The 21,112-nt window shown below is 41.0% G+C and carries 18 protein-coding genes; all 18 read left to right on the top strand.

Annotated features, from left to right (window positions below; translation table 11 throughout):
- Positions 1-101 precede the first annotated feature (101 nt).
- The 18 genes from JEP40_RS16380 to lpxC all read left to right on the top strand — a co-directional run bounded on the left by JEP40_RS16380 (position 102) and on the right by lpxC (position 21,079).
- On the top strand, positions 102-1,907 hold the full coding sequence (locus JEP40_RS16380) for an AMP-dependent synthetase/ligase (protein ID WP_198624419.1): 1,806 nt from the start codon (positions 102-104) through the stop codon (positions 1,905-1,907).
- A gap of 222 nt (positions 1,908-2,129) precedes the next feature.
- Complete coding sequence (cra, locus tag JEP40_RS16375) at positions 2,130-3,137, top strand: catabolite repressor/activator (protein ID WP_198624418.1); 1,008 nt, start codon at positions 2,130-2,132, stop codon at positions 3,135-3,137.
- Between the two features lie 684 nt (positions 3,138-3,821).
- A complete protein-coding gene (mraZ, locus tag JEP40_RS16370; protein WP_072069274.1) occupies positions 3,822-4,280 on the top strand; it encodes a division/cell wall cluster transcriptional repressor MraZ in 459 nt (152 codons plus the stop codon).
- 3 nt (positions 4,281-4,283) lie between these two features.
- Entirely contained in the window at positions 4,284-5,231 is a 948-nt protein-coding gene (gene rsmH, locus JEP40_RS16365; protein ID WP_198624417.1) for a 16S rRNA (cytosine(1402)-N(4))-methyltransferase RsmH, read from the top strand.
- The gene (ftsL, locus tag JEP40_RS16360) at positions 5,232-5,549 is read left to right on the top strand and encodes a cell division protein FtsL (protein ID WP_082151795.1); all 318 of its coding nucleotides are present in this window, start codon (positions 5,232-5,234) and stop codon (positions 5,547-5,549) included. It begins immediately after the preceding gene.
- Between the two features lie 11 nt (positions 5,550-5,560).
- A complete protein-coding gene (gene ftsI / locus JEP40_RS16355; RefSeq protein ID WP_198624416.1) occupies positions 5,561-7,357 on the top strand; it encodes a peptidoglycan glycosyltransferase FtsI in 1,797 nt (598 codons plus the stop codon).
- Positions 7,344-8,831 (top strand): UDP-N-acetylmuramoyl-L-alanyl-D-glutamate--2,6-diaminopimelate ligase, encoded by a 1,488-nt coding sequence (murE, locus tag JEP40_RS16350; RefSeq protein ID WP_198624415.1) that lies wholly within the window; start codon positions 7,344-7,346, stop codon positions 8,829-8,831. The genes ftsI and murE overlap by 14 nt, the downstream gene beginning before the upstream one ends.
- Complete coding sequence (gene murF, locus JEP40_RS16345) at positions 8,828-10,210, top strand: UDP-N-acetylmuramoyl-tripeptide--D-alanyl-D-alanine ligase (protein ID WP_198624414.1); 1,383 nt, start codon at positions 8,828-8,830, stop codon at positions 10,208-10,210. Before murE ends, murF begins: the two co-directional genes overlap by 4 nt.
- Positions 10,204-11,286, top strand: a complete 1,083-nt coding sequence (gene mraY, locus JEP40_RS16340; RefSeq protein ID WP_198624413.1) for a phospho-N-acetylmuramoyl-pentapeptide-transferase — start codon at positions 10,204-10,206, stop codon at positions 11,284-11,286. Before murF ends, mraY begins: the two co-directional genes overlap by 7 nt.
- Position 11,287: 1 nt before the next feature.
- Positions 11,288-12,598, top strand: coding sequence for a UDP-N-acetylmuramoyl-L-alanine--D-glutamate ligase (gene murD / locus JEP40_RS16335; protein WP_198624412.1), 1,311 nt, complete (start codon positions 11,288-11,290; stop codon positions 12,596-12,598).
- A complete protein-coding gene (gene ftsW / locus JEP40_RS16330; RefSeq protein WP_198624411.1) occupies positions 12,598-13,791 on the top strand; it encodes a cell division protein FtsW in 1,194 nt (397 codons plus the stop codon). The genes murD and ftsW overlap by 1 nt, the downstream gene beginning before the upstream one ends.
- Positions 13,788-14,870, top strand: a complete 1,083-nt coding sequence (murG, locus tag JEP40_RS16325; RefSeq protein ID WP_198624410.1) for an undecaprenyldiphospho-muramoylpentapeptide beta-N-acetylglucosaminyltransferase — start codon at positions 13,788-13,790, stop codon at positions 14,868-14,870. The genes ftsW and murG overlap by 4 nt, the downstream gene beginning before the upstream one ends.
- Before the next feature lie 41 nt (positions 14,871-14,911).
- Positions 14,912-16,375 (top strand): UDP-N-acetylmuramate--L-alanine ligase, encoded by a 1,464-nt coding sequence (gene murC, locus JEP40_RS16320; protein WP_198624409.1) that lies wholly within the window; start codon positions 14,912-14,914, stop codon positions 16,373-16,375.
- Positions 16,376-16,380: 5 nt separating this feature from the next.
- Complete coding sequence (locus JEP40_RS16315; protein ID WP_198624408.1) at positions 16,381-16,737, top strand: hypothetical protein; 357 nt, start codon at positions 16,381-16,383, stop codon at positions 16,735-16,737.
- 1 nt (position 16,738) lies between these two features.
- Positions 16,739-17,524, top strand: a complete 786-nt coding sequence (gene ftsQ, locus JEP40_RS16310) for a cell division protein FtsQ (RefSeq protein ID WP_198624407.1) — start codon at positions 16,739-16,741, stop codon at positions 17,522-17,524.
- Positions 17,525-17,569: 45 nt separating this feature from the next.
- Positions 17,570-18,826: a cell division protein FtsA gene (gene ftsA / locus JEP40_RS16305; protein WP_006533748.1), complete on the top strand. Its 1,257-nt coding sequence runs from the start codon at positions 17,570-17,572 to the stop codon at positions 18,824-18,826.
- A gap of 70 nt (positions 18,827-18,896) precedes the next feature.
- Entirely contained in the window at positions 18,897-20,063 is a 1,167-nt protein-coding gene (gene ftsZ, locus JEP40_RS16300; protein ID WP_072069264.1) for a cell division protein FtsZ, read from the top strand.
- 98 nt (positions 20,064-20,161) lie between these two features.
- Positions 20,162-21,079 carry a UDP-3-O-acyl-N-acetylglucosamine deacetylase gene (gene lpxC / locus JEP40_RS16295; protein ID WP_036913397.1) on the top strand — a complete coding sequence of 306 codons (918 nt, stop codon included), beginning with the start codon at positions 20,162-20,164 and terminating at the stop codon, positions 21,077-21,079.
- Positions 21,080-21,112: the final 33 nt, after the last annotated feature.

Genomic DNA, 21,112 nt, shown 5'->3' with positions numbered 1-21,112 from the left:
ATCCGAGTCAGCGAACAAGTGTAAGCTGAAATTATGAGTGGCGTATTTTGTCCATTTTAGTTTAATAACACGGTCGCTTTTCCATAAATAGCAGGAAAATTATGATAACTAATAATAATCTTCAGGATTACCATATAATTAGAAGATTACAGATACGGTTTTTACACAGCGGGAATAATATTGCTTATCGTCAGTGGGATGCTAAGCACAATATCGAAATGTCATGGGAAAAGGTTGAAAAGAAAACACGCGCGCTCTCAAATGCATTATTAGAAATGGGTGTGGGGGTTCAAGAAAATATTGGGATCTTTTCTCAAAATACCATTGATTGGTCTTTGGCTGATATTGCTTCTTTGCAATTACGTGCGGTAACCGTTCCTCTTTATGCAACCAGCAGTGTTGAACAAGCCGCTTATATTTTAAATGATGCAAATATTCGCATTCTTTTTGTGGGTGACCAAAAGCAATACGATATTGCTTCTGAATTATTAGCGTTATGTCCTCAACTTGAACATATTATTGTGTTTAATTCTGATGTCGTATTAAACACAAATATACCTTCATGCTATCTTGAGAGTTTAATTAATAACACTCAATATCAACATGATGACGTGTTAGCACAACGCATTAATGAGTGCAATTTAGACGATCTGTTTACCTTGATTTATACATCAGGAACAACAGGCGAACCTAAAGGTGTCATGCTTGATTATACGAGCTTAGCATCCCAACTTTATCTGCATGACGAACGTCTCTCATTATCCGATAAAGACGTTTCATTATGTTTTTTACCTCTTTCTCATGTTTTCGAACGCGCATGGAGCTTTTATGTCATGCACACGGGCGCTGTTAATGTGTATTTAACGGATACGCATGCTGTTAGAGAAGCAATGAGCGACGTTAAACCTACCGTTATGTGTGCTGTTCCGCGTTTCTATGAAAAAGTATATAGTGCAATTCAAGACAAAGTGTCTCAGGCTTCCGTGTTACGCCAGCTTATCTTCAAATGGGCAATCAAGCAGGGTGAAAAACAACGCGAAGCACAACTTAATCAGCGTAATCGTGGTTTCATTGCGCGTTTGTGTTATCGCTTTGCTGATAAAAAAGTTTTAAAACCATTACGTCAAATCTTAGGTGGACGAGTCCGCTTTTTACCAGCCGCTGGTGCGCGTTTAGATGACGCTGTTATTCGTTTCTTTTTAGCAACAGGCATTAATATTAAATACGGTTATGGTATGACAGAAACCTGTGCCACTGTTTCATGCTGGGAAGAAAATAAGTATAAATTAGGCTCTATTGGTACACCATTACCTGGTGTTGAAGTCCGTATTGGGGCTGAAAACGAAATTCAAGTTCGTGGCAGTATTGTTATGAAAGGGTACTTCAATAAACCAGAAGATACCGCGGCTGCCTTTACAGAAGATGGTTGGTTACGTACTGGTGATGCCGGCGCGCTTGATAGTGATGGTGTACTGTTTATCACTGAACGTTTAAAAGATTTAATGAAAACGTCGAATGGTAAATATATTGCGCCACAAATGATCGAAGGTACTTTAGGGCAAGATCGTTTTATTGAGCATATTGCGGTGATTGCTGATACACGTAAATTTGTTTCTGCGCTGATTGTGCCATGTTTTGATGCACTAGAAGAACATGCTCGTGCATTAAATCTAAAATACCAAGATCGCATCGAATTATTACGTCATACAAAAATTAAAGAGCTATTTGATGAGCGTTTACGTGAAATGCAAAAAAACTTTTCTAGTTTTCATCAGGTTAAGCGCTTTACATTACTTGCTGAAGGTTTTTCAATGGAATCAGGTGAGTTAACACCGACATTAAAACTTCGCCGTAAAATTATTTCAGAACGTTATCGAAATGAAATTGAATTGATGTATCAAGATTAAATTTAATCGAGAAAAAGCACCTTTTAAGGTGCTTTTTCTTGTGAAATTACTGATTGATAGATAATGATGATTGAAATAATTGATAAAAGGCATAAACGGAAACGTTGACGCATACGGTTTTATCAGTAAATTGTGTTAAAATGCAAAATCAGATCAGCATAATGACTGAAATTCATAGCAATATGTAATAAATAACACATTTAATAATTAAAAGAGGCTAATGTGAAACTGGATGAAATCGCCCGCTTGGCTGGTGTTTCACGAACAACAGCAAGTTATGTCATTAATGGTAAGGCGAAACAGTACCGTGTAAGTGACAAGACTGTTGAAAAAGTGATGGCGGTGGTCAGAGAGCATAATTACCACCCGAACGCTGTTGCCGCGGGATTACGTGCTGGTCGTACGCGTTCTATTGGTTTGGTTATTCCTGATTTGGAAAACACCAGTTATACCAGGATCGCAAATTACCTTGAACGACAAGCACGACAACGTGGTTATCAGTTGCTAATTGCGTGTTCAGAAGACCAACCTGACAACGAAATTCGTTGTGTTGAGCATTTATTACAACGCCAAGTTGATGCCATTATTGTTTCAACGGCATTGCCACCAGAACACCCTTTTTATCAGCGTTGGGCTAATCGTTCATTACCGATTATCGCGCTAGATAGGGCATTAGAAAGTGAACATTTTATCAGCGTTGTCGGTGATGATTTAGAAGATGCCAAAATGTTGGCAACTGAACTGAAAGCTTTTCCTTCGCAATCTGTACTCTACTTAGGCGCTCTTCCTGAACTCTCTGTGAGCTTTTTACGTGAACAAGGTTTCCGTAGTGTTTGGAAAGATGATCCTCGTGAAGTAACCTACCTTTATGCTAATAGCTATGAACGAGAAGCCGCTGCAACTGCTTTCTCAGAATGGCTAAACAATAATCCAATGCCAGATGCATTATTCACAACCTCGTTTGCTTTATTGCAAGGGGTTATGGATGTGACGTTACAACGAAGTGGCCGTTTACCAACACAATTGGTTATTGCGACTTTCGGTGATCATGAGTTATTGGATTTCCTTGAATGCCCTGTTTTATCTGTGGCTCAACGACATCGTGATATCGCAGAACGTGTATTAGAACTTGTTCTTGCCAGTCTTGAAGAAGAGCAAAAACCGCAAGCAGGAATTACACGTATTCGTCGTGATTTATGTCGTCGAGGCAGTTTAGGACGCGCACGTTAATTTGATATTGCTTTATCATAATTACCTGCATTTATACTCATCCCTGTTTTATTAAATTAAAACGGGGATGCTTTATTTGATTTAAGAATGTCGAATAGCTTAGAGAATATTAAATTTGAGATTAATCTTAAGCCTTTTTTTACTATTTTCCTCATTTTTCTAAGTTAATAGATTAAATTTTGATATACCCATAAGTGATATTGCTTAACTTTAATAAATAATGGATTTTGCTTTAGAGAAAGTGAGAAGAAAATAAATAACTATCTGCATGATATTAAATTATTTTTTTAAACCTTCCTATTTTTATTTATACAAAAGTATCCTCAAATGATTATGTTGGCTAAAGGTAAATGAACTGCAATAAATTAGTTTTTTATCATTAAAATTATTATTTACTCATTATGATTTCTTTATCTGGTTTTCTTCCTTGTAATCGTTATAAATAATTACTTTTCGTGATTAAAAATATAAAATGAAAAATAATCGCTATTAATCATAGTGTTAATATTTTTTATTTCTTTTTTGTCGATAATTTCAACATTTCGGTGTGCTCATCAAATTACTGTAAATATAAATAAAGCTTCCTACATCTGGCTTGACAACGTTTTCATACCATCCGTAAACTCTATTTGTGGGGATTTGTGGGATAATGTGGTGTAAATTACAAAGCTGAGGGTAATGAGGATGTTTCGTGGAGCAACACTCGTTAATCTTGACAGCAAAGGGCGAATAACAGTTCCTTCCCGTTATCGAACAACGCTGAGTGAGATTTCTGAAGGTCAAATGGTTTGTACCATTGATCTCAATCAGCCGTGTTTATTGCTTTATACACTTCCTGAATGGGAAAAGATTGAGTTAAAATTAGCGGCTTTGTCTTCCATGAACCCGGCTGAACGTCGAGTTCAACGTCTGTTATTAGGACATGCTAGCGAATGCCAAATGGATAGTGCTGGACGTCTTTTGTTAGCTAGCACGCTAAGACAGCATGCGGGGCTAACCAAAGAGGTCATGTTAGTCGGTCAATTCAATAAATTTGAATTGTGGGATGAACAGGTCTGGTATAGCCAGATTGAAAAAGACATTGTTGCCGAGCAAACCTCACAGGAACCGTTATCGACACGACTATTGGATTTATCACTTTAAATAATGACAACAAATAATTTTAGCCATACCAGTGTACTACTGGATGAAGCAGTGAATGGCCTGAACATTAAGTCTTCAGGTATCTATATCGATGGAACATTTGGTCGCGGAGGCCATTCCCGTTTAATTTTATCGCAATTAGGTGAACAAGGTCGCTTGATAGCGATAGACAGAGATCCACAAGCTATTGCAGTTGCCAATGAAATAGATGATGTACGATTTTCTATTGTTCATGGGCCTTTTTCAAATATTGAACAGTATGTTAATGAGTTAGGTTTAGCGGGGAAGATTGATGGTGTTTTGTTGGATTTAGGCGTTTCTTCTCCTCAACTAGATGATCCAGAGCGTGGTTTTTCTTTTATGCGAGACGGACCACTAGATATGCGTATGGATCCCACTTCTGGGCAATCCGCTGCGCAATGGTTAATGACAGCTGCAGAAGATGACATTACTTGGGTATTGAAAACATTTGGTGAAGAACGTTTTGCTAAACGTATTGCTCGCGCCATTGTTGCTCGTAATAAAACAGAAGAGCCGTTGACTCGAACTAAGCAGTTAGCTGATTTAATTAGTGAAGCAAGCCCAGTAAAAGAACGCCATAAGCATCCAGCAACACGAAGCTTTCAAGCAATTCGAATCTATATCAATAGCGAATTAGATGAAATTGAAAAAGCATTAAAAGGTGCAGTCTCAGTTTTAGCGCCAGAAGGGCGTTTATCAGTGATTAGCTTCCATTCATTAGAAGACCGATTAGTAAAACGGTTTATTCGTGATGAGAGCAAAGGGCCAGTTGTCCCTGCGGGTATTCCTCTCACAGAAGCTCAGATAAAAGAGTTAGGAAGTGCTCGCTTGTCAAGTATTCACAAAATGAAACCGACAGGTATAGAAGTGGAAGAGAACCCACGGGCACGAAGCTCTGTATTACGTGTAGCACAACGTATTGAGGAATAAATGTCTACAGAACGACACACACTACCTGGAGTTATAGGGCAGGATTTACTGCGTCATGGCAAATTACCTGTATGTTTACTGATAGCGGTGATTATTTCTGCAGTGTATGTCGTGACGACAGCACATAAGACACGTTTATTGACAGCAGAAAAAGAGCGCTTAGTGCTGGAAAAAAATGTATTGGATATCGAATGGCGTAACCTCATTCTTGAAGAAAATGCACTGGCCGATCATAGCCGAGTAGAGCGTTTTTCAAGTGATAGTTTGGGGATGGTTCATGTTGATCCAACAAAAGAGAACATCGTGGTTACTAAATAATTAAGGCAAGTATGAAATTTTCACGTTCGGCAAAAGCGAAAGCAAAGACAAAGTCAAATGCCAAATTACGCAAGCCTGAAGAAAAAACAGGGTTTGTGAGTTGGCGTTTTGCGTTGCTTTGCACAGGCATTGGTATCGCTTTAGCCGCGCTATTAATCCGTGTTGCCTATTTACAAATTATTAATCCAGACCCCCTAATTCGTGAAGGGGATATGCGTTCTCTGCGTGTACAAAAAGTCCCAACAGCAAGAGGGATGATCAGCGATAGAATGGGAAGACCTCTTGCTGTCAGTGTGCCTGTGTATGCTATTTGGGCAGATCCAAAAGTTGTATTAGATGCCAATCCAGATATGACCGACTCTCGTTGGTTAGCACTTGCTGACGCACTAAAAATCTCCATCAGTCAAATCGAACAGAAAATTGCAGCAGCACCTTCCGCACGTTTTATCTATCTCGCTCGTCAAGTTAACCCTGAAATTAGTGATTACATTAATAAATTAAAAATTACTGGGATTAACATGCGTCAAGAATCAAAACGTTATTATCCATCCGGTGAAGTAACTGCTCACATTATTGGTGTAACGAATATTGATGGTGATGGCATTGAAGGGGTTGAAAAAAGCTTTAACCAATGGCTAACAGGTGCTCCTGGTGAACGTGTAGTTCGTAAGGATGGTTTCAATCGTGTCATTGAAAATATTGCTCAAACAGATAGTCAAGCTGCTCATAACTTGATGTTAAGTATTGATGAGCGCTTACAATCTGTGGTTTATCGTGAATTAACCAATGCTGTTATCAAGAATAAAGCAGAATCCGGAACCGCTGTTTTAGTAGACGTCAATACAGGTGAAGTATTAGCGATGGCGAATAGTCCATCTTATAACCCGAATAACTTAGCGGGAACGCCTAAAGATGCGATGCGTAATCGTGCTATCACTGATATTTTTGAACCAGGTTCTACAGTAAAACCGATGGTTGTGATGAGTGCACTACACAATCATATTATTAAAGAAAATAGTGTTATTAATACAATTCCTTATCGACTTAACGGACATCAAATAAAAGATGTGGCGTTATATCATGAGTTATCGATAACAGGAATATTACAGAAATCGAGTAACGTTGGTGTTTCACGACTAGCGTTAGCGATGCCTGCATCTGAACTTGTGGATGTTTATTCACGTTTTGGATTCGGGAAGCCAACTAACTTGGGGCTAGTTGGTGAAAGTAGTGGCATATTTCCAATAAAAAAACAACGGTGGTCCGATCTTGAAAGGGCCACCTTCTCATTCGGATATGGGCTAATGGTAACACCGTTACAATTAGCGCGTGTCTATGCAACGATTGGTAGTTTTGGTATTTACCGTCCACTTTCAATTACAAAAGTTGATCCACCTGTACCAGGAACGCGCGTATTCCCTGAGCCTGTAATGAAAACTGTCGTGCATATGATGGAAAGTGTTGCATTGCCCGGTGGCGGTGGTGTAAGTGCGGCTATTAAAGGGTATCGCATTGCGATTAAAACAGGTACGGCGAAAAAAGTTGGGCCAGACGGAAAATATATCAATCAATATATCTCTTATGCGGCGGGTGTTGCGCCTGCGAGTCGTCCACGTTTTGCGTTGGTTGTGATAATCAACGAACCTAAAGCGGGTAAATATTACGGGGGCGCAGTATCTGCACCGGTGTTTGGCACAATCATGGGCGCGGTTTTACGAACAATGAACGTAGAACCAGATGCATTGATGCCAGACGATAAAAATGAATTTGTAATTAAAAAAGAAGAGGATACAAGTGGCCGATCCTAACTTAAGTGACCTATTAGGGGCTCTCGGGATACAAGCACCGTCATTGATGCTCAAAGACATGACACTCGACAGCCGAAAAGCGGCAAGCGGTGATCTTTTTATTGCCATTAAAGGTCATGAAACTGATGGTAGACGCTATATTCCTCAAGCAATTGCTCAAGGTGTTTCAGCGGTATTAGCGGAAGCACAAGATGTCGCAACGCATGGTGAAATTCGTGAAAGCCACGGCATACCTGTTATTTATATCGATAATCTCAATGCAGCGTTATCAAAATTAGCAGGATATTTTTATCATCAACCAGCTGAAAAATTGAAACTAATTGGTGTTACTGGGACTAACGGAAAAACGACAACAACACAATTGTTAGCACAGTGGGCACAAGGATTAGGCGAAAGCAGTGCTGTGATGGGAACGGTAGGTAACGGACTGTTAGGTCACGTTGTTCCAGCCATGAACACCACAGGCTCTGCGGTTGATATTCAATTAGAGTTACAACAGCTATTAAATCAAGGCGCGACATTAACAGCGATGGAAGTTTCTTCTCATGGCTTAGTACAAGGTCGCGTTAGTGCTTTACCTTTTGTGGCGAGCGTATTTACTAATTTAAGTCGTGATCACCTTGATTATCATGGTGATATGGCAAATTACGAAGAGGCAAAATGGTTACTGTTCTCCACACATCATAGTGGTGAGAAAATCATTAATGCGGACGATACTGTTGGTCAAAAATGGTTATCACGTTTGCCAGATGCTGTTGCAGTAACAATGGACAATAAATTGCCAGTAAATTGGCAAGGTCGCTTTGTTAAAGCAATAAACATTAATTACCATGATGAAGGTGCAACTATTTGCTTTAGTTCAAGCTGGGGTGAAGGGGAAATTGAAAGCCCGTTAATGGGGGCATTTAATGTCAGTAATCTATTATGTGCTTTAGCGACATTGTTAGCACTGGAATATCCATTGGATGCCGTAATTAAGGCGTCGTCTGCACTTACTCCTGTTTGTGGTCGAATGGAGGTGTTTAGTGCTGATAATCGTCCTACCGTTATCGTCGATTATGCTCATACCCCGGATGCGCTAGAAAAAGCACTCCAAGCCACTCGTTTACACTGCACGGGTAAATTGTGGTGTGTGTTTGGTTGTGGTGGTGATCGAGATAAAGGTAAGCGCCCACTAATGGGTGCAGTTGCAGAAGAATTAGCAGATAAAGTGGTTATCACTGATGACAATCCACGTAGTGAGGAGCCACAAGCCATTATTCAAGATATTCTTTCTGGTTTAATGGATCCCGGTCGTGCAATTGCTATTGAAGGTCGAGCAGAAGCAGTGACTAATGTGATTATGCAAGCCGACGCGAATGATATGATTTTAGTCGCAGGTAAAGGGCATGAAGATTACCAGTTAGTCGGTTCACGTCGCCTTGATTATTCGGATAGATTAACCGTTGCGCGGTTATTAGGGGTGATAGCATGATCCCTTTATCACTAGAAATCATTGCACAAGTCACTGATGGTAAGTTGAGCCATATTGCTCAAAGCCAAGCCAATCAACTAACGATTAAGTCAATTTCAACAGATAGTCGCAATATTGATGACTATTGCCTCTTTATTGCATTAGCGGGTGAGCGTTTTGATGCGCATGACTTTATCGTTGATGTCAAAGAAAAAGGCGCGGTTGCCGTATTAGTTAACCGTGAAATTGACATTGATTGTCCTCAAATTATTGTGAAAGACACTCGTCTGGCAATGGGGGCGATTGCTACTCATATCCGTTCAATGAGTAATGCCAAAATTGTGGCGTTGACAGGCTCTTCAGGAAAAACATCTGTCAAAGAAATGACGGCTTCAATTTTGCGTCATTGTGGTGAAACTTTATATACCCACGGTAATTTAAATAATGATATTGGTGTGCCACTAACGCTGTTTCGTTTAACTCCAGAGCATCGTTTTGCCGTTATCGAGCTAGGTGCAAACCATATTGGTGAAATTGCCTATACCGTTGATATGGTTAAACCCGATAGCGCTTTGGTAAATAATCTCTTTTCTGCTCATATTGAAGGTTTCGGTTCACTTGAAGGTATTGCCCAAGCAAAAGGCGAAATCTTTACTCATTTAAAAGAGCAAGGTACAGCCATTATTAATCTTGATAGTAATGACTTACCTCTATGGCAACACCACTTAAATACGCGTCAAACGCAATGGTCGTTCTCTTTATCGGCTCAAAGCAATGCTGATTTTTATCCGACTGATATCGCTGTTAAGCAGTTCACCACTAACTTCACCTTACATACACCAGAAGGTTGTGTTGAAGTTACTCTTCCATTGCCGGGACGTCATAATATTGCCAATGCTTTAGCTGCTAGTGCGCTGGCACTTTCAGCAGGCGCAACGCTTGATGCGGTTCGCCTTGGGTTATCAACATTAAAAGCGGTGCCAGGAAGATTGTATCCTGTGGAATTAACCACAGGAAAAATGGTGTTAGATGATACGTATAATGCGAACGATGGTTCGATGATCGCGGGCTTACAAGTTTTATCACAATTGCCGGGATATAAGATTTTTGTTGCGGGAGATATGGCTGAGTTAGGTAAGGATTCAGAGAAATGTCACCGTGATGTGGGGCGTTTTGCACACAATGCAGGGATTAATAGCGTATTTACCGTAGGGGATCACAGCCACTTTATTAGTGATGAAAACCAAGGTGGTCAGCATTTTACATTTAAAGCCGACTTACTTGCTCAATTAATTCCATTATTACAGCAGCATGATGTTGTTTCAGTTTTAGTAAAAGGTTCACGAAGCTCCGCGATGGAAGATATTGTGAACGCATTAAAGGAGTGCTTTGAATGTTAGTTTGGCTAGCCGAATATTTGGTTAAATACCATACATTTTTTAATGTATTTTCTTATCTGACATTCAGGGCGATTGTTGGTTTATTGACGGCATTAATTATTGCTTTGTGGATGGGGCCTCACCTCATCGCTTGGTTGCAAAAAATGCAAATTGGACAAGTGGTTCGTAGTGAAGGGCCGGAGTCTCATTTTAGTAAACGTGGTACACCAACAATGGGCGGGATTATGATCCTGTTCTCTATCTCTATCTCCACACTACTATGGGCAAGACTAGACAACCCATATGTTTGGTGCGTATTGCTGGTTTTAATTGGTTATGGCGTTATCGGCTTTGTCGATGATTATCGTAAGGTTGTGCGTAAAGATACGCGTGGCTTAATTGCACGCTGGAAATATTTCTGGCAATCCGTGCTGGCGTTAGTCGTTGCATTTAGTATGTATGCCATTGGTAAAGATACACCTGCAACACAGCTAGTCGTTCCATTCTTTAAAGATGTAATGCCTCAATTAGGCATGCTGTATATCTTATTGGCATATTTTGTCATTGTGGGAACCAGTAACGCCGTTAACTTAACGGATGGTTTAGATGGTCTAGCCATTATGCCAACCGTCTTTGTGGCTGCCGGTTTTGCTTTAGTTGCATGGGCGACAGGTAACGTTAATTTTGCAAGCTACTTGAAAATTCCTTATTTAATGCATGCGGGCGAATTAGTGATTGTTTGTACCGCCATTGTCGGTGCGGGCTTAGGTTTCCTTTGGTTTAACACTTACCCTGCGCAAGTCTTTATGGGGGATGTGGGTTCTCTCGCATTGGGTGGTGCGTTAGGTACGATTGCTGTGTTATTACGCCAAGAATTCTTATTAGTGATTATGGGCGGTGTGTTTGTTGTTGAAACACTCTCCGTTATTTTGCAAGTCGGTTCATTTAAATTACGTGGTCAACGTATTTTCCGTATGGCTCCAATTCATCACCATTATGAATTAAAAGGCTGGCCTGAGCCTCGTGTTATTGTCCGCTTCTGGATTATTTCACTGATGTTAGTGCTTATTGGTCTGGCGACGTTAAAGGTGCGTTAAGATGGCAAATTATCAGGGAAAAAAAGTCGTTATAGTTGGGCTTGGAATAACAGGTCTTTCCTGCGTTGACTTTTTTATCCGTCAAGGTGTTATACCTAAAGTAATTGACACGCGCCAAAAACCAGGAGGCTTAGATAAGCTCCCTGTTAACGTTGAATATCATATAGGCAGTTTTCACCAAGCATGGCTTAATGATGCTGATTTAATTGTTTCAAGTCCTGGTATTGCCCTCTCGACACCTGAGCTTGTTGAAGCAGCAAGTCATGGTGTCGAAATTGTGGGTGATATTGAACTGTTTTGCCGCGAAGCTAAAGCACCTATTGTGGCTATTACTGGCTCTAACGGTAAAAGCACTGTCACAATGCTGGTGGGTGAAATGGCAAAAGCGGATGGTATTCGCGTTGGTGTTGGGGGAAATATTGGTGTTCCTGCTCTAACTTTGCTAACTGAGCCTCATGATCTTTATGTACTAGAGCTATCAAGTTTCCAACTAGAAACCACGTATAGCTTAAAAGCAGCCGCGGCAACAGTCTTAAATATTAGCGAAGATCATATGAATCGCTATCCATTAGGATTGGAACAATACCGTGAAGCGAAATTACGTATCTATGATAATGCCAATATCTGTGTTTATAACCAAGATGACATACTCACATTACCTTTAGCGGGTAAAGATGGCCGTTGTGTCAGCTTTGGAGTAGGACTGGGCGATTACCAGCTTGATAACAGGGATCGCGTCTTAAAAGTAAATGGTGAAAAAGTTCTTTCAACGTCCGAAATGTATCTTTCAGGACAGCATAATTATACCAATGGACTTGCTGCATTGGCACTTGCTGATGCTGTAGGGATCGCGCGTAAAGCGGGATTGGAAGTACTGAAAAACTATCACGGCTTGGCTCACCGTTTTCAATTAGTTTATTCGCATCAAAATGTACGTTGGATAAATGATTCTAAAGCAACTAATGTCGGTAGCACAGAAGCCGCCCTTCGTGGCTTAGACGTCGAAGGTACATTGCACCTTTTATTAGGTGGCGATGGAAAATCAGCTGATTTTACTGCTTTATTGCCTTATATCAGTGGCGACAATATTCGTCTCTATTGTTTTGGGCAAGACGGGCAAGCTCTAGCAAGTTTACGACCAGATGTCTCTTTATTAACTGTGACAATGGAAGAGGCAATGCGTGCATTAGCTCCTACTGTCAAACCAGGGGATATGGTGTTGCTTTCACCTGCTTGTGCCAGTTTAGATCAGTTTAAATGTTTTGAGCAACGCGGTGATGAATTTGCGCGCTTGGCAAGGGAGCTTGGCTGATGAGCATATTCGCAATGCGAAGACTAAAACAGTGGTTAGTGGGCAGTTATCAAACTGAGAATACGGCGTTTGTACCGTATGATCGCACTTTGCTCTGGTTTACTTTCGGATTAGCGGTTATCGGTTTTGTCATGGTGACATCAGCCTCAATGCCTGTTGGCCAGCGCCTTGCAGAAGATCCTTTCTTATTTGCAAAGCGTGATGGAATTTACCTTATTGTGGCGTTTTGTATTGCGTTAGTCACTATGCGTATTCCTATGGCAATTTGGCAACGTTATAGCAGCTTAATGCTGTTTGGCTCGATACTGCTTTTATTAGTGGTATTGGGCGTCGGAAGTTCGGTTAATGGTGCTTCACGTTGGATCGCGGTGGGGCCATTAAACTTTCAACCTGCTGAATTATCAAAACTGGCTTTATTTTGTTACTTATCTAGTTACTTAGTTCGAAAAGTTGAAGAGGTCAGAAACAACTTTTGGGGTTTCTGTAAGCCGATGGGCGTTATGTTAGTACTGGCTGTTTTACTGTTACTGCAGCCTGACTTAGGTACCGTGGTCGTGTTGTTTGTTACTACACTGGCGCTTCTATTTTTGGCGGGTGCTAAAATTTGGCAATTCTTAGCAATTATCGGTTCAGGTATTGCCGCTGTGGTTATGCTTATCATTGTTGAACCTTATCGTGTTCGCCGGATCACTTCTTTCTTAGAGCCTTGGGAAGATCCATTTGGTAGCGGTTATCAATTAACGCAATCTTTGATGGCATTTGGCCGAGGAGATTTGTTTGGGCAAGGTTTAGGAAACTCAGTACAAAAACTGGAATATTTACCAGAAGCACATACCGACTTCATTTTCTCCATTTTGGCAGAAGAACTTGGTTATATCGGTGTGGTTTTAGTGCTTTTAATGGTATTCTTCATCGCTTTTCGCGCGATGCAAATAGGGCGACGTGCATTGATACTCGATCAACGCTTTTCAGGCTTTTTAGCGTGTTCAATCGGGATTTGGTTTACATTCCAATCATTGGTCAATGTAGGCGCAGCCGCCGGCATGTTGCCAACGAAGGGATTAACTCTTCCTCTTATTAGTTACGGTGGTTCGAGTTTGATTATTATGTCAACAGCCATCGTGATGTTATTACGAATAGATTATGAAACACGTCTAGCACAAGCTCAGGCGTTTGTAAGGAGCCCGAAATGAGCGAGCGTAGACGCCGTTTAATGGTAATGGCTGGTGGTACGGGTGGACACGTATTCCCCGGGCTAGCTGTTGCTCATTATCTACAATCCCAAGGTTGGGAAATCCGATGGTTAGGAACGGCGGATAGAATGGAAGCTGATTTAGTACCTAAACACGGTATTGAAATTGAATTTATTCGCATTTCTGGCTTACGCGGTAAAGGAATTAAAGCATTAATAGCAGCGCCAATTCGTATTATTAAAGCTATTTTTCAGGCGCGTGCCATTATGAAACGTTATCAACCTGATGCTGTACTTGGTATGGGTGGTTATGTCTCTGGCCCAGGTGGTGTGGCTGCTTGGATGTGTGGCATTCCTGTTATTTTACATGAACAAAATGGGATTGCTGGATTAACTAATCGTTGGCTTTCCAAAATTGCTAAACGCGTATTACAGGCTTTTCCGGGCGCATTTCCTAAAGCGCCTGTTGTTGGGAATCCTGTGCGTGAAGATGTGTTAGCGCTTGAAGCACCATCGATACGGTTAAAAGAGAGAACCGGCCCCATTCGTGTGTTGATTATTGGCGGTAGCCAAGGCGCTCGAATTTTAAATCATACCTTGCCGGTGGTCGCAGGTTTGCTTGGTGAACATGTTACAATCTGGCATCAAGCAGGAAAAGGTGGCGAAAGTGATACAAAAACACGCTATCAGAACGAATTAGCGAAAAATTCAGTTAAATCTGAATACAAAGTTACTGAATTTATTGATGATATAGCGCAAGCTTACCAATGGGCTGATGTTGTCGTATGTCGTTCAGGCGCATTAACCGTCAGTGAAATTGCCGCAGCGGGATTACCCGCTATTTTTGTTCCCTTCCAGCACAAAGATAGACAGCAATATTGGAATGCCCTGCCATTAGAAAAAGCGGGAGCGGCGCGAATTATCGAGCAAAATGATTTAACTCCAGAAGTCATTGCACAAACCCTGAAGCAGTGGGATAGAGAAACATTGTTAGCGATGGCAGAAAAAGCAAAAAGCGTTGCGATTACGGATGCCACAGAGCGTGTAGCGAATGTAATAATCGAAGTGGCAAAAAAATAAACGTAACTTGTAACCATTAACTTAGAGTGAAGAAGTAAATAGTGAATACACAACAACTGGCAAAATTAAGATCGTTTGTGCCTGAAATGAGAAAAGTTAAGCATATTCACTTTATTGGCATCGGTGGTGCCGGTATGGGTGGGATTGCCGAAGTGTTGGCGAATGAAGGTTATGAAATCAGTGGTTCTGATTTAGCGCCAAATGCCGTTACACAACAGCTCGTTGCTTTGGGCGCAACTGTTTATTTTAATCACCGTCCTGAAAATATTCGTGGCGCGAGTGTTGTTGTGGTCTCGACTGCAATCAGTACTGAAAATCCTGAAATTATTGCCGCAAGAGAGGCACGTATTCCAGTTATTCGTCGTGCTGAAATGTTAGCTGAATTAATGCGTTATCGTCATGGCGTGGCGATTGCAGGAACTCATGGTAAAACCACCACGACAGCAATGATTTCAAATATTTATGCTCAAGCAGGATTAGATCCTACGTTTGTAAATGGCGGATTAGTTAAATCAGCAGGTACGCATGCACGTTTAGGATGTAGCCGTTATTTAATCGCCGAAGCTGACGAAAGTGATGCATCGTTTTTACATTTACAACCTATGGTGGCTGTGGTTACGAATATCGAAGCAGACCATATGGATACATATCACGGTAATTTTGACAATTTAAAAGAGACGTTTATTACCTTTTTGCACAATTTACCGTTCTATGGTCGTGCAGTGATGTGTATTGATGATGATGTTATTCGTTCTATCATCCCTAAAGTCGGTCGTTATATTACGACTTACGGATTTAGTGAAGATGCGGACGTTCGTATTACACATTATGAACAAAAAGGTGCCCAAGGCTTCTTCACTATTTCTCGTGAAGATATGCCTGATTTACAAGTTGTATTAAATGCACCCGGCCGTCATAACGCGTTAAATGCAACCGCAGCCGTGGCGGTTGCTACCGAAGAAGGTATTGCTGACGAACATATTTTAGCTGCATTACTTAACTTCCAAGGTACGGGACGCCGTTTCGATTTCTTAGGTAATTACGGTCTTGAACATGTTAACGGTCAAGAAGGTGAGGTGATGTTAGTCGATGATTATGGTCATCACCCAACAGAAGTTGATGCAACGATTAAAGCAGCAAGAGCAGGTTGGCCAGATAAACGTCTGGTAATGATTTTCCAACCGCATCGCTATACACGTACGCGTGATTTGTATGAGGACTTTGCTACTGTTCTCAACCAAGTAGATATTTTATTATTAACAGACATTTATTCTGCTGGAGAAACTCCGATTGCAGGCGCAGATAGTCGCTCACTTTGTCGAACAATTCGCCAGCGTGGCAAGCTAGATCCTATCTGGGTATCTGATGTAGATAATATTTCATCAATATTAGCAGGTGTATTAACAGATAATGATCTTGTTTTAGTTCAAGGTGCTGGAAATATTGGTAAAATAGCGCGTCGCTTAGCAGATACAAAATTACAGCCATCTTTAAGCGAGGATTAAGACGGATGTTTGAGCAAGTGAACATCATTTATGGTGAAATGGGTAATAAATTCACTGTAATGATGAGGTGTTATGAGAAAAATAACACTGTATTGGCGAAAAAAATGATCGAGAATTCGCTTGCTCAAAATCGTTTTGAGAAAAAATTTCAGTTAAAAAGCAAGAAAAACGCAGAAAAATTCGCAATTTCTTCTTTTAAAGTAAATAATTCTCAACAGATTGAACAATTTAGTGATTTAATTATCAAACCTAAAGGTGTTCATAAAGTATATATATGTAGGAAAAGTATTAATCGAAGGAACATCGGACAAAAGGGTGGGCGATTCTCTTGTTTAAACGTTGCTCAGGAGTTAGTGGGTTAATATGTCACAAGCAGCGCTAAATATAAAAGAACATAAAGAGAAACAGCATTCTGACAGACCGAGTAATGGTACTTATTTATCAGGATTAATCTTTTTCTTATGTGTGATTGCCACTATCGTTTGGGGTGGAATACAAGTAGTTAACTGGATGAAAGATGCAAATCGTCTTCCTATCTCAAAACTTGTATTAACTGGTGAGAGGCATTACACAACGAATGATGATGTGCGTCAGGCGATTTTATCTTTAGGGCAGCCAGGCACGTTTATGACACAGGATGTGAATATCATTCAGCAACAAATAGAACGTATGCCATGGATTAGGCAAGTCACTGTGCGTAAACAGTGGCCTGATGAGCTTAAAATCCATCTGGTAGAGTATGTTCCCTTTACCCGCTGGAATGATACTTACTTTCTTGATAAAGAAGGGCGTGTTTTCAGTCTGCCAACGCAATTGGAAACCAAAGGGAATTACCCTTTGTTATATGGCCCTCAGGGAAGTGAAAAAATGGTGTTATCAGGTTATGTGGCAATGAGAGATCAACTTCTTGCAAATAACCTGAATTTAAAAGCAGCGTCAATGTCTGCACGTCAAGGATGGCAATTAGTTTTAGACAATGATGTCCGATTGGAGTTAGGTCGTAAGGATAACGAAAAACGGATTGCTCGCTTTATTGAGTTGTATCCGATACTGCAACAACAAACAGATAAACGAGTTGATTATGTTGATCTGCGTTATGACAGTGGTGGTGCAGTCGGATGGGCTCCTTTATTACTTGAGAATGAATAAACAAGACGTGGCAGATGACACGATGAAGGCGAAGGCAGAACAATAATGATCAAAGCGACGGACAGAAAATTAGTAGTTGGTCTTGAGATTGGTACGGCCAAAGTAGCCACCCTTGTCGGTGAGATCCTGCCTGATGGTGTTGTGAATATTATTGGGGTGGGAAGTTGTCCATCTCGAGGCATGGATAAAGGTGGCGTTAACGATCTTGAATCCGTCGTGAAATGTGTGCAACGGGCGGTAGATCAGGCTGAATTGATGGCTGACTGTCAAATATCTTCAGTGTATTTGGCGTTATCAGGCAAGCATATCAGTTGCCAAAATGAGATTGGTATGGTGCCAATTTCAGAAGAAGAAGTGACTCAAGATGATGTTGATAGCGTGGTTCATACTGCGAAATCCGTCAAAGTAAAAGATGAACATCGTGTTTTACACGTTATACCGCAAGAGTATGCCATTGATTATCAAGAAGGGATCAAAAACCCTGTTGGATTATCGGGTGTACGTATGCAAGCTAAAGTTCATTTAATTACCTGCCATAACGATATGGCAAAGAATATTGTAAAAGCAGTTGAACGCTGTGGATTAAAAGTGGATCAACTGATTTTTGCGGGACTGGCTTCAAGTTTCGCTGTATTGACAGAAGATGAACGTGAACTTGGTGTGTGTGTTGTTGATATTGGTGGCGGTACGATGGATATCGCCATTTATACTGGTGGAGCATTAAGACACACTCGCGTTATTCCTTATGCTGGCAATGTGGTAACAAGTGATATCGCTTATGCGTTTGGTACACCCCCAAATGACGCTGAAGCTATCAAAGTTCGCCATGGTTGTGCATTAGGCTCTTTAGTTGGTAAAGATGAAAATGTCGAAGTTCCTAGTGTCGGAGGCAGGCCACCAAGAAGTCTGCAACGACAAACCCTTGCTGAGGTGATTGAGCCTCGTTATACCGAATTGCTCAATCTTGTTAATGAAGAGATTTTAAAAGTTCAAGAACAATTACGTCAGCAAGGGATTAAGCATCATTTAGCCGCAGGTATTGTGCTAACAGGTGGTGCTGCACAGATTGATGGACTTGTTGAATGTGCTCAACGTGTTTTTCACACGCAAGTACGGATCGGTAAACCGTTAAATATTACCGGGCTAACAGATTATGCGCAGGATCCCTATTACTCAACAGCGGTTGGGCTCTTGCATTACGGTAAAGAATCCCACTTTGGTGAGGAAACAGAAACCGAAAAACGCTCTGCTGTCAGTGGTTTGTTTAAGAAACTCACCGGCTGGCTGAAAAGAGAGTTTTAATAATCAGACAAATTTAAAAAGAGGTCGTTTGAGCAAGCGACCCTGAGAAGGCACAAAACGGAGAGAAATTATGTTTGAACCTATGGAATTAACCAACGATGCGGTGATCAAAGTCATCGGCGTTGGCGGCGGCGGCGGTAATGCGGTTGAGCACATGGTTCGTGAACGTATTGAAGGCGTAGATTTCTTTGCAGTCAATACGGATGCTCAAGCGCTACGTAAAACAGCGGTCGGACAAACTATCCAAATTGGTAATGCCATTACGAAAGGCTTAGGTGCAGGTGCAAACCCTGAAGTGGGTCGTAATGCCGCAGAAGAAGATCGTGAAGCGTTGCGTGCTGCGCTTGAAGGTGCCGATATGGTCTTTATTGCAGCAGGTATGGGTGGTGGTACTGGTACAGGTGCCGCACCCGTTGTTGCTGAAGTTGCTAAAGAATTAGGTATTTTGACCGTTGCTGTAGTGACTAAGCCTTTTAATTTTGAAGGCAAAAAACGTATGGCATTTGCGGAACAAGGCATTACTGAGTTATCAAAACATGTTGACTCATTAATCACTATACCTAATGACAAATTATTAAAAGTATTGGGTCGTGGAATTTCATTATTAGATGCGTTTGGCGCGGCTAATGATGTCTTAAAAGGCGCAGTTCAAGGTATCGCTGAGCTAATCACCCGCCCAGGTTTAATGAACGTTGACTTTGCTGACGTAAGAACTGTGATGTCTGAAATGGGTTATGCCATGATGGGCTCTGGTGCTGCTAAAGGTGAAGATCGCGCTGAAGAAGCTGCTGAAATGGCGATTTCAAGTCCATTATTGGAAGATATCGACCTGTCCGGTGCGCGTGGTGTGTTAGTCAACATTACTGCAGGCTTTGATTTACGTCTTGATGAATTTGAAACAGTGGGTAACACCATTCGTGCATTTGCATCAGACAATGCGACTGTGGTTATCGGTACATCCCTTGACCCAGAAATGAATGATGAACTGCGTGTAACTGTCGTTGCAACAGGTATCGGCATGGACAAACGTCCAGAAATTACGCTGGTAACGAATAAGCAAAATCAGCAAAGCGCAATGGAGAATCGTTATCAGCAAATGCAAAATAGCATGTCTTCTTTTACAGCTGTAGAAGAAAGCAAGCCAGCAGCAAAAGCAGTTAACGAACAATCTACTCAGGCGAATAAAGAGCCCGATTATTTAGATATCCCTGCGTTCCTGAGAAAACAGGCTGATTAATCGCCAAAAAGATTGGCATCTCCGCTTTTTGTGCTAAACTGTCCTGCCAATTATAAGTATAATGATTGGTAGGACGGATAACATTGCGAGATAAAATGATGATCAAACAACGGACATTAAAACGAATTGTACAAGCAACTGGTGTGGGACTTCACACGGGTAAAAAAGTTACGCTTACAATGCGTCCGGCGCCAGCAAATACTGGGGTCATCTACCGTCGTACTGATTTAAATCCACCGGTGGATTTTCCAGCAGACGCAAAATCAGTTCGTGACACTATGCTATGTACTTGCTTAGTTAACGAAGACGATGTGCGTATATCAACCGTTGAGCATTTAAACGCAGCACTGGCTGGTTTAGGCATTGATAATATCGTAATTGAAGTGAATGCACCTGAAATTCCAATTATGGATGGAAGTGCTGCACCTTTTGTTTTCTTGTTACTTGATGCGGGTATTGAAGAACTTCGTACAGCGAAGAAATTCATTCGTATCAAAGAAACAGTACGTGTGGAAGATGGCGATAAATGGGCAGAAATGCGTCCATACAATGGGTTTAAATTAGATTTTACTATCGATTTTAATCACCCAGCCATTGATGCAAGTACACAGCGTTATAAATTAGATTTCTCTGCTGAATCCTTCATGAGCCAAATTAGTCGCGCTCGTACTTTTGGATTTATGCGTGATATTGAATATCTGCAATCTAAAGGATTGTGTTTAGGCGGAAGCTTCGATTGTGCAATTGTGGTTGATGACTATCGTGTTCTCAACGACGATGGTTTACGTTTTGAAGATGAATTTGTTCGTCACAAAATGTTGGATGCAATCGGTGATTTATTTATGTGTGGCTATAACATTATCGGTGAATTCACCGCGTTTAAATCAGGTCACGCATTAAACAATAAATTACTCCAAGCTGTATTAGCAAAAGAATCTGCGTGGGAATTCGTCACATTTGAAGACGAAGCACAAATGCCTGTAGCATTTAAAGCTCCCTCAATGGTTTTTGCTTAATTCCAGCGATGGAAGGCACGTTAATTACCTCTA

This window comes from Proteus vulgaris (assembly GCF_016239305.1).
In the GTDB taxonomy this organism is placed as follows: domain Bacteria; phylum Pseudomonadota; class Gammaproteobacteria; order Enterobacterales; family Enterobacteriaceae; genus Proteus; species Proteus vulgaris_C.
This window is presented reverse-complemented; position numbering and strand designations above follow the sequence as displayed.

What these genes read in the sequence shown, in the direction of transcription:
- ftsA (WP_006533748.1), top strand. Translation starts at nt 17,570, where the DNA reads ATGATCAAAGCGACGGACAGAAAATTAGTAGTTGGTCTTGAGATTGGT.
- mraZ (WP_072069274.1), top strand. Translation starts at nt 3,822, where the DNA reads ATGTTTCGTGGAGCAACACTCGTTAATCTTGACAGCAAAGGGCGAATA.
- mraY (WP_198624413.1), top strand. Translation starts at nt 10,204, where the DNA reads ATGTTAGTTTGGCTAGCCGAATATTTGGTTAAATACCATACATTTTTT.
- ftsL (WP_082151795.1), top strand. Translation starts at nt 5,232, where the DNA reads ATGTCTACAGAACGACACACACTACCTGGAGTTATAGGGCAGGATTTA.
- ftsW (WP_198624411.1), top strand. Translation starts at nt 12,598, where the DNA reads ATGAGCATATTCGCAATGCGAAGACTAAAACAGTGGTTAGTGGGCAGT.
- ftsZ (WP_072069264.1), top strand. Translation starts at nt 18,897, where the DNA reads ATGTTTGAACCTATGGAATTAACCAACGATGCGGTGATCAAAGTCATC.
- rsmH (WP_198624417.1), top strand. Translation starts at nt 4,284, where the DNA reads ATGACAACAAATAATTTTAGCCATACCAGTGTACTACTGGATGAAGCA.
- JEP40_RS16315 (WP_198624408.1), top strand. Translation starts at nt 16,381, where the DNA reads ATGTTTGAGCAAGTGAACATCATTTATGGTGAAATGGGTAATAAATTC.
- murF (WP_198624414.1), top strand. Translation starts at nt 8,828, where the DNA reads ATGATCCCTTTATCACTAGAAATCATTGCACAAGTCACTGATGGTAAG.
- murD (WP_198624412.1), top strand. Translation starts at nt 11,288, where the DNA reads ATGGCAAATTATCAGGGAAAAAAAGTCGTTATAGTTGGGCTTGGAATA.
- lpxC (WP_036913397.1), top strand. Translation starts at nt 20,162, where the DNA reads ATGATCAAACAACGGACATTAAAACGAATTGTACAAGCAACTGGTGTG.
- ftsI (WP_198624416.1), top strand. Translation starts at nt 5,561, where the DNA reads ATGAAATTTTCACGTTCGGCAAAAGCGAAAGCAAAGACAAAGTCAAAT.
- murG (WP_198624410.1), top strand. Translation starts at nt 13,788, where the DNA reads ATGAGCGAGCGTAGACGCCGTTTAATGGTAATGGCTGGTGGTACGGGT.
- JEP40_RS16380 (WP_198624419.1), top strand. Translation starts at nt 102, where the DNA reads ATGATAACTAATAATAATCTTCAGGATTACCATATAATTAGAAGATTA.
- ftsQ (WP_198624407.1), top strand. Translation starts at nt 16,739, where the DNA reads ATGTCACAAGCAGCGCTAAATATAAAAGAACATAAAGAGAAACAGCAT.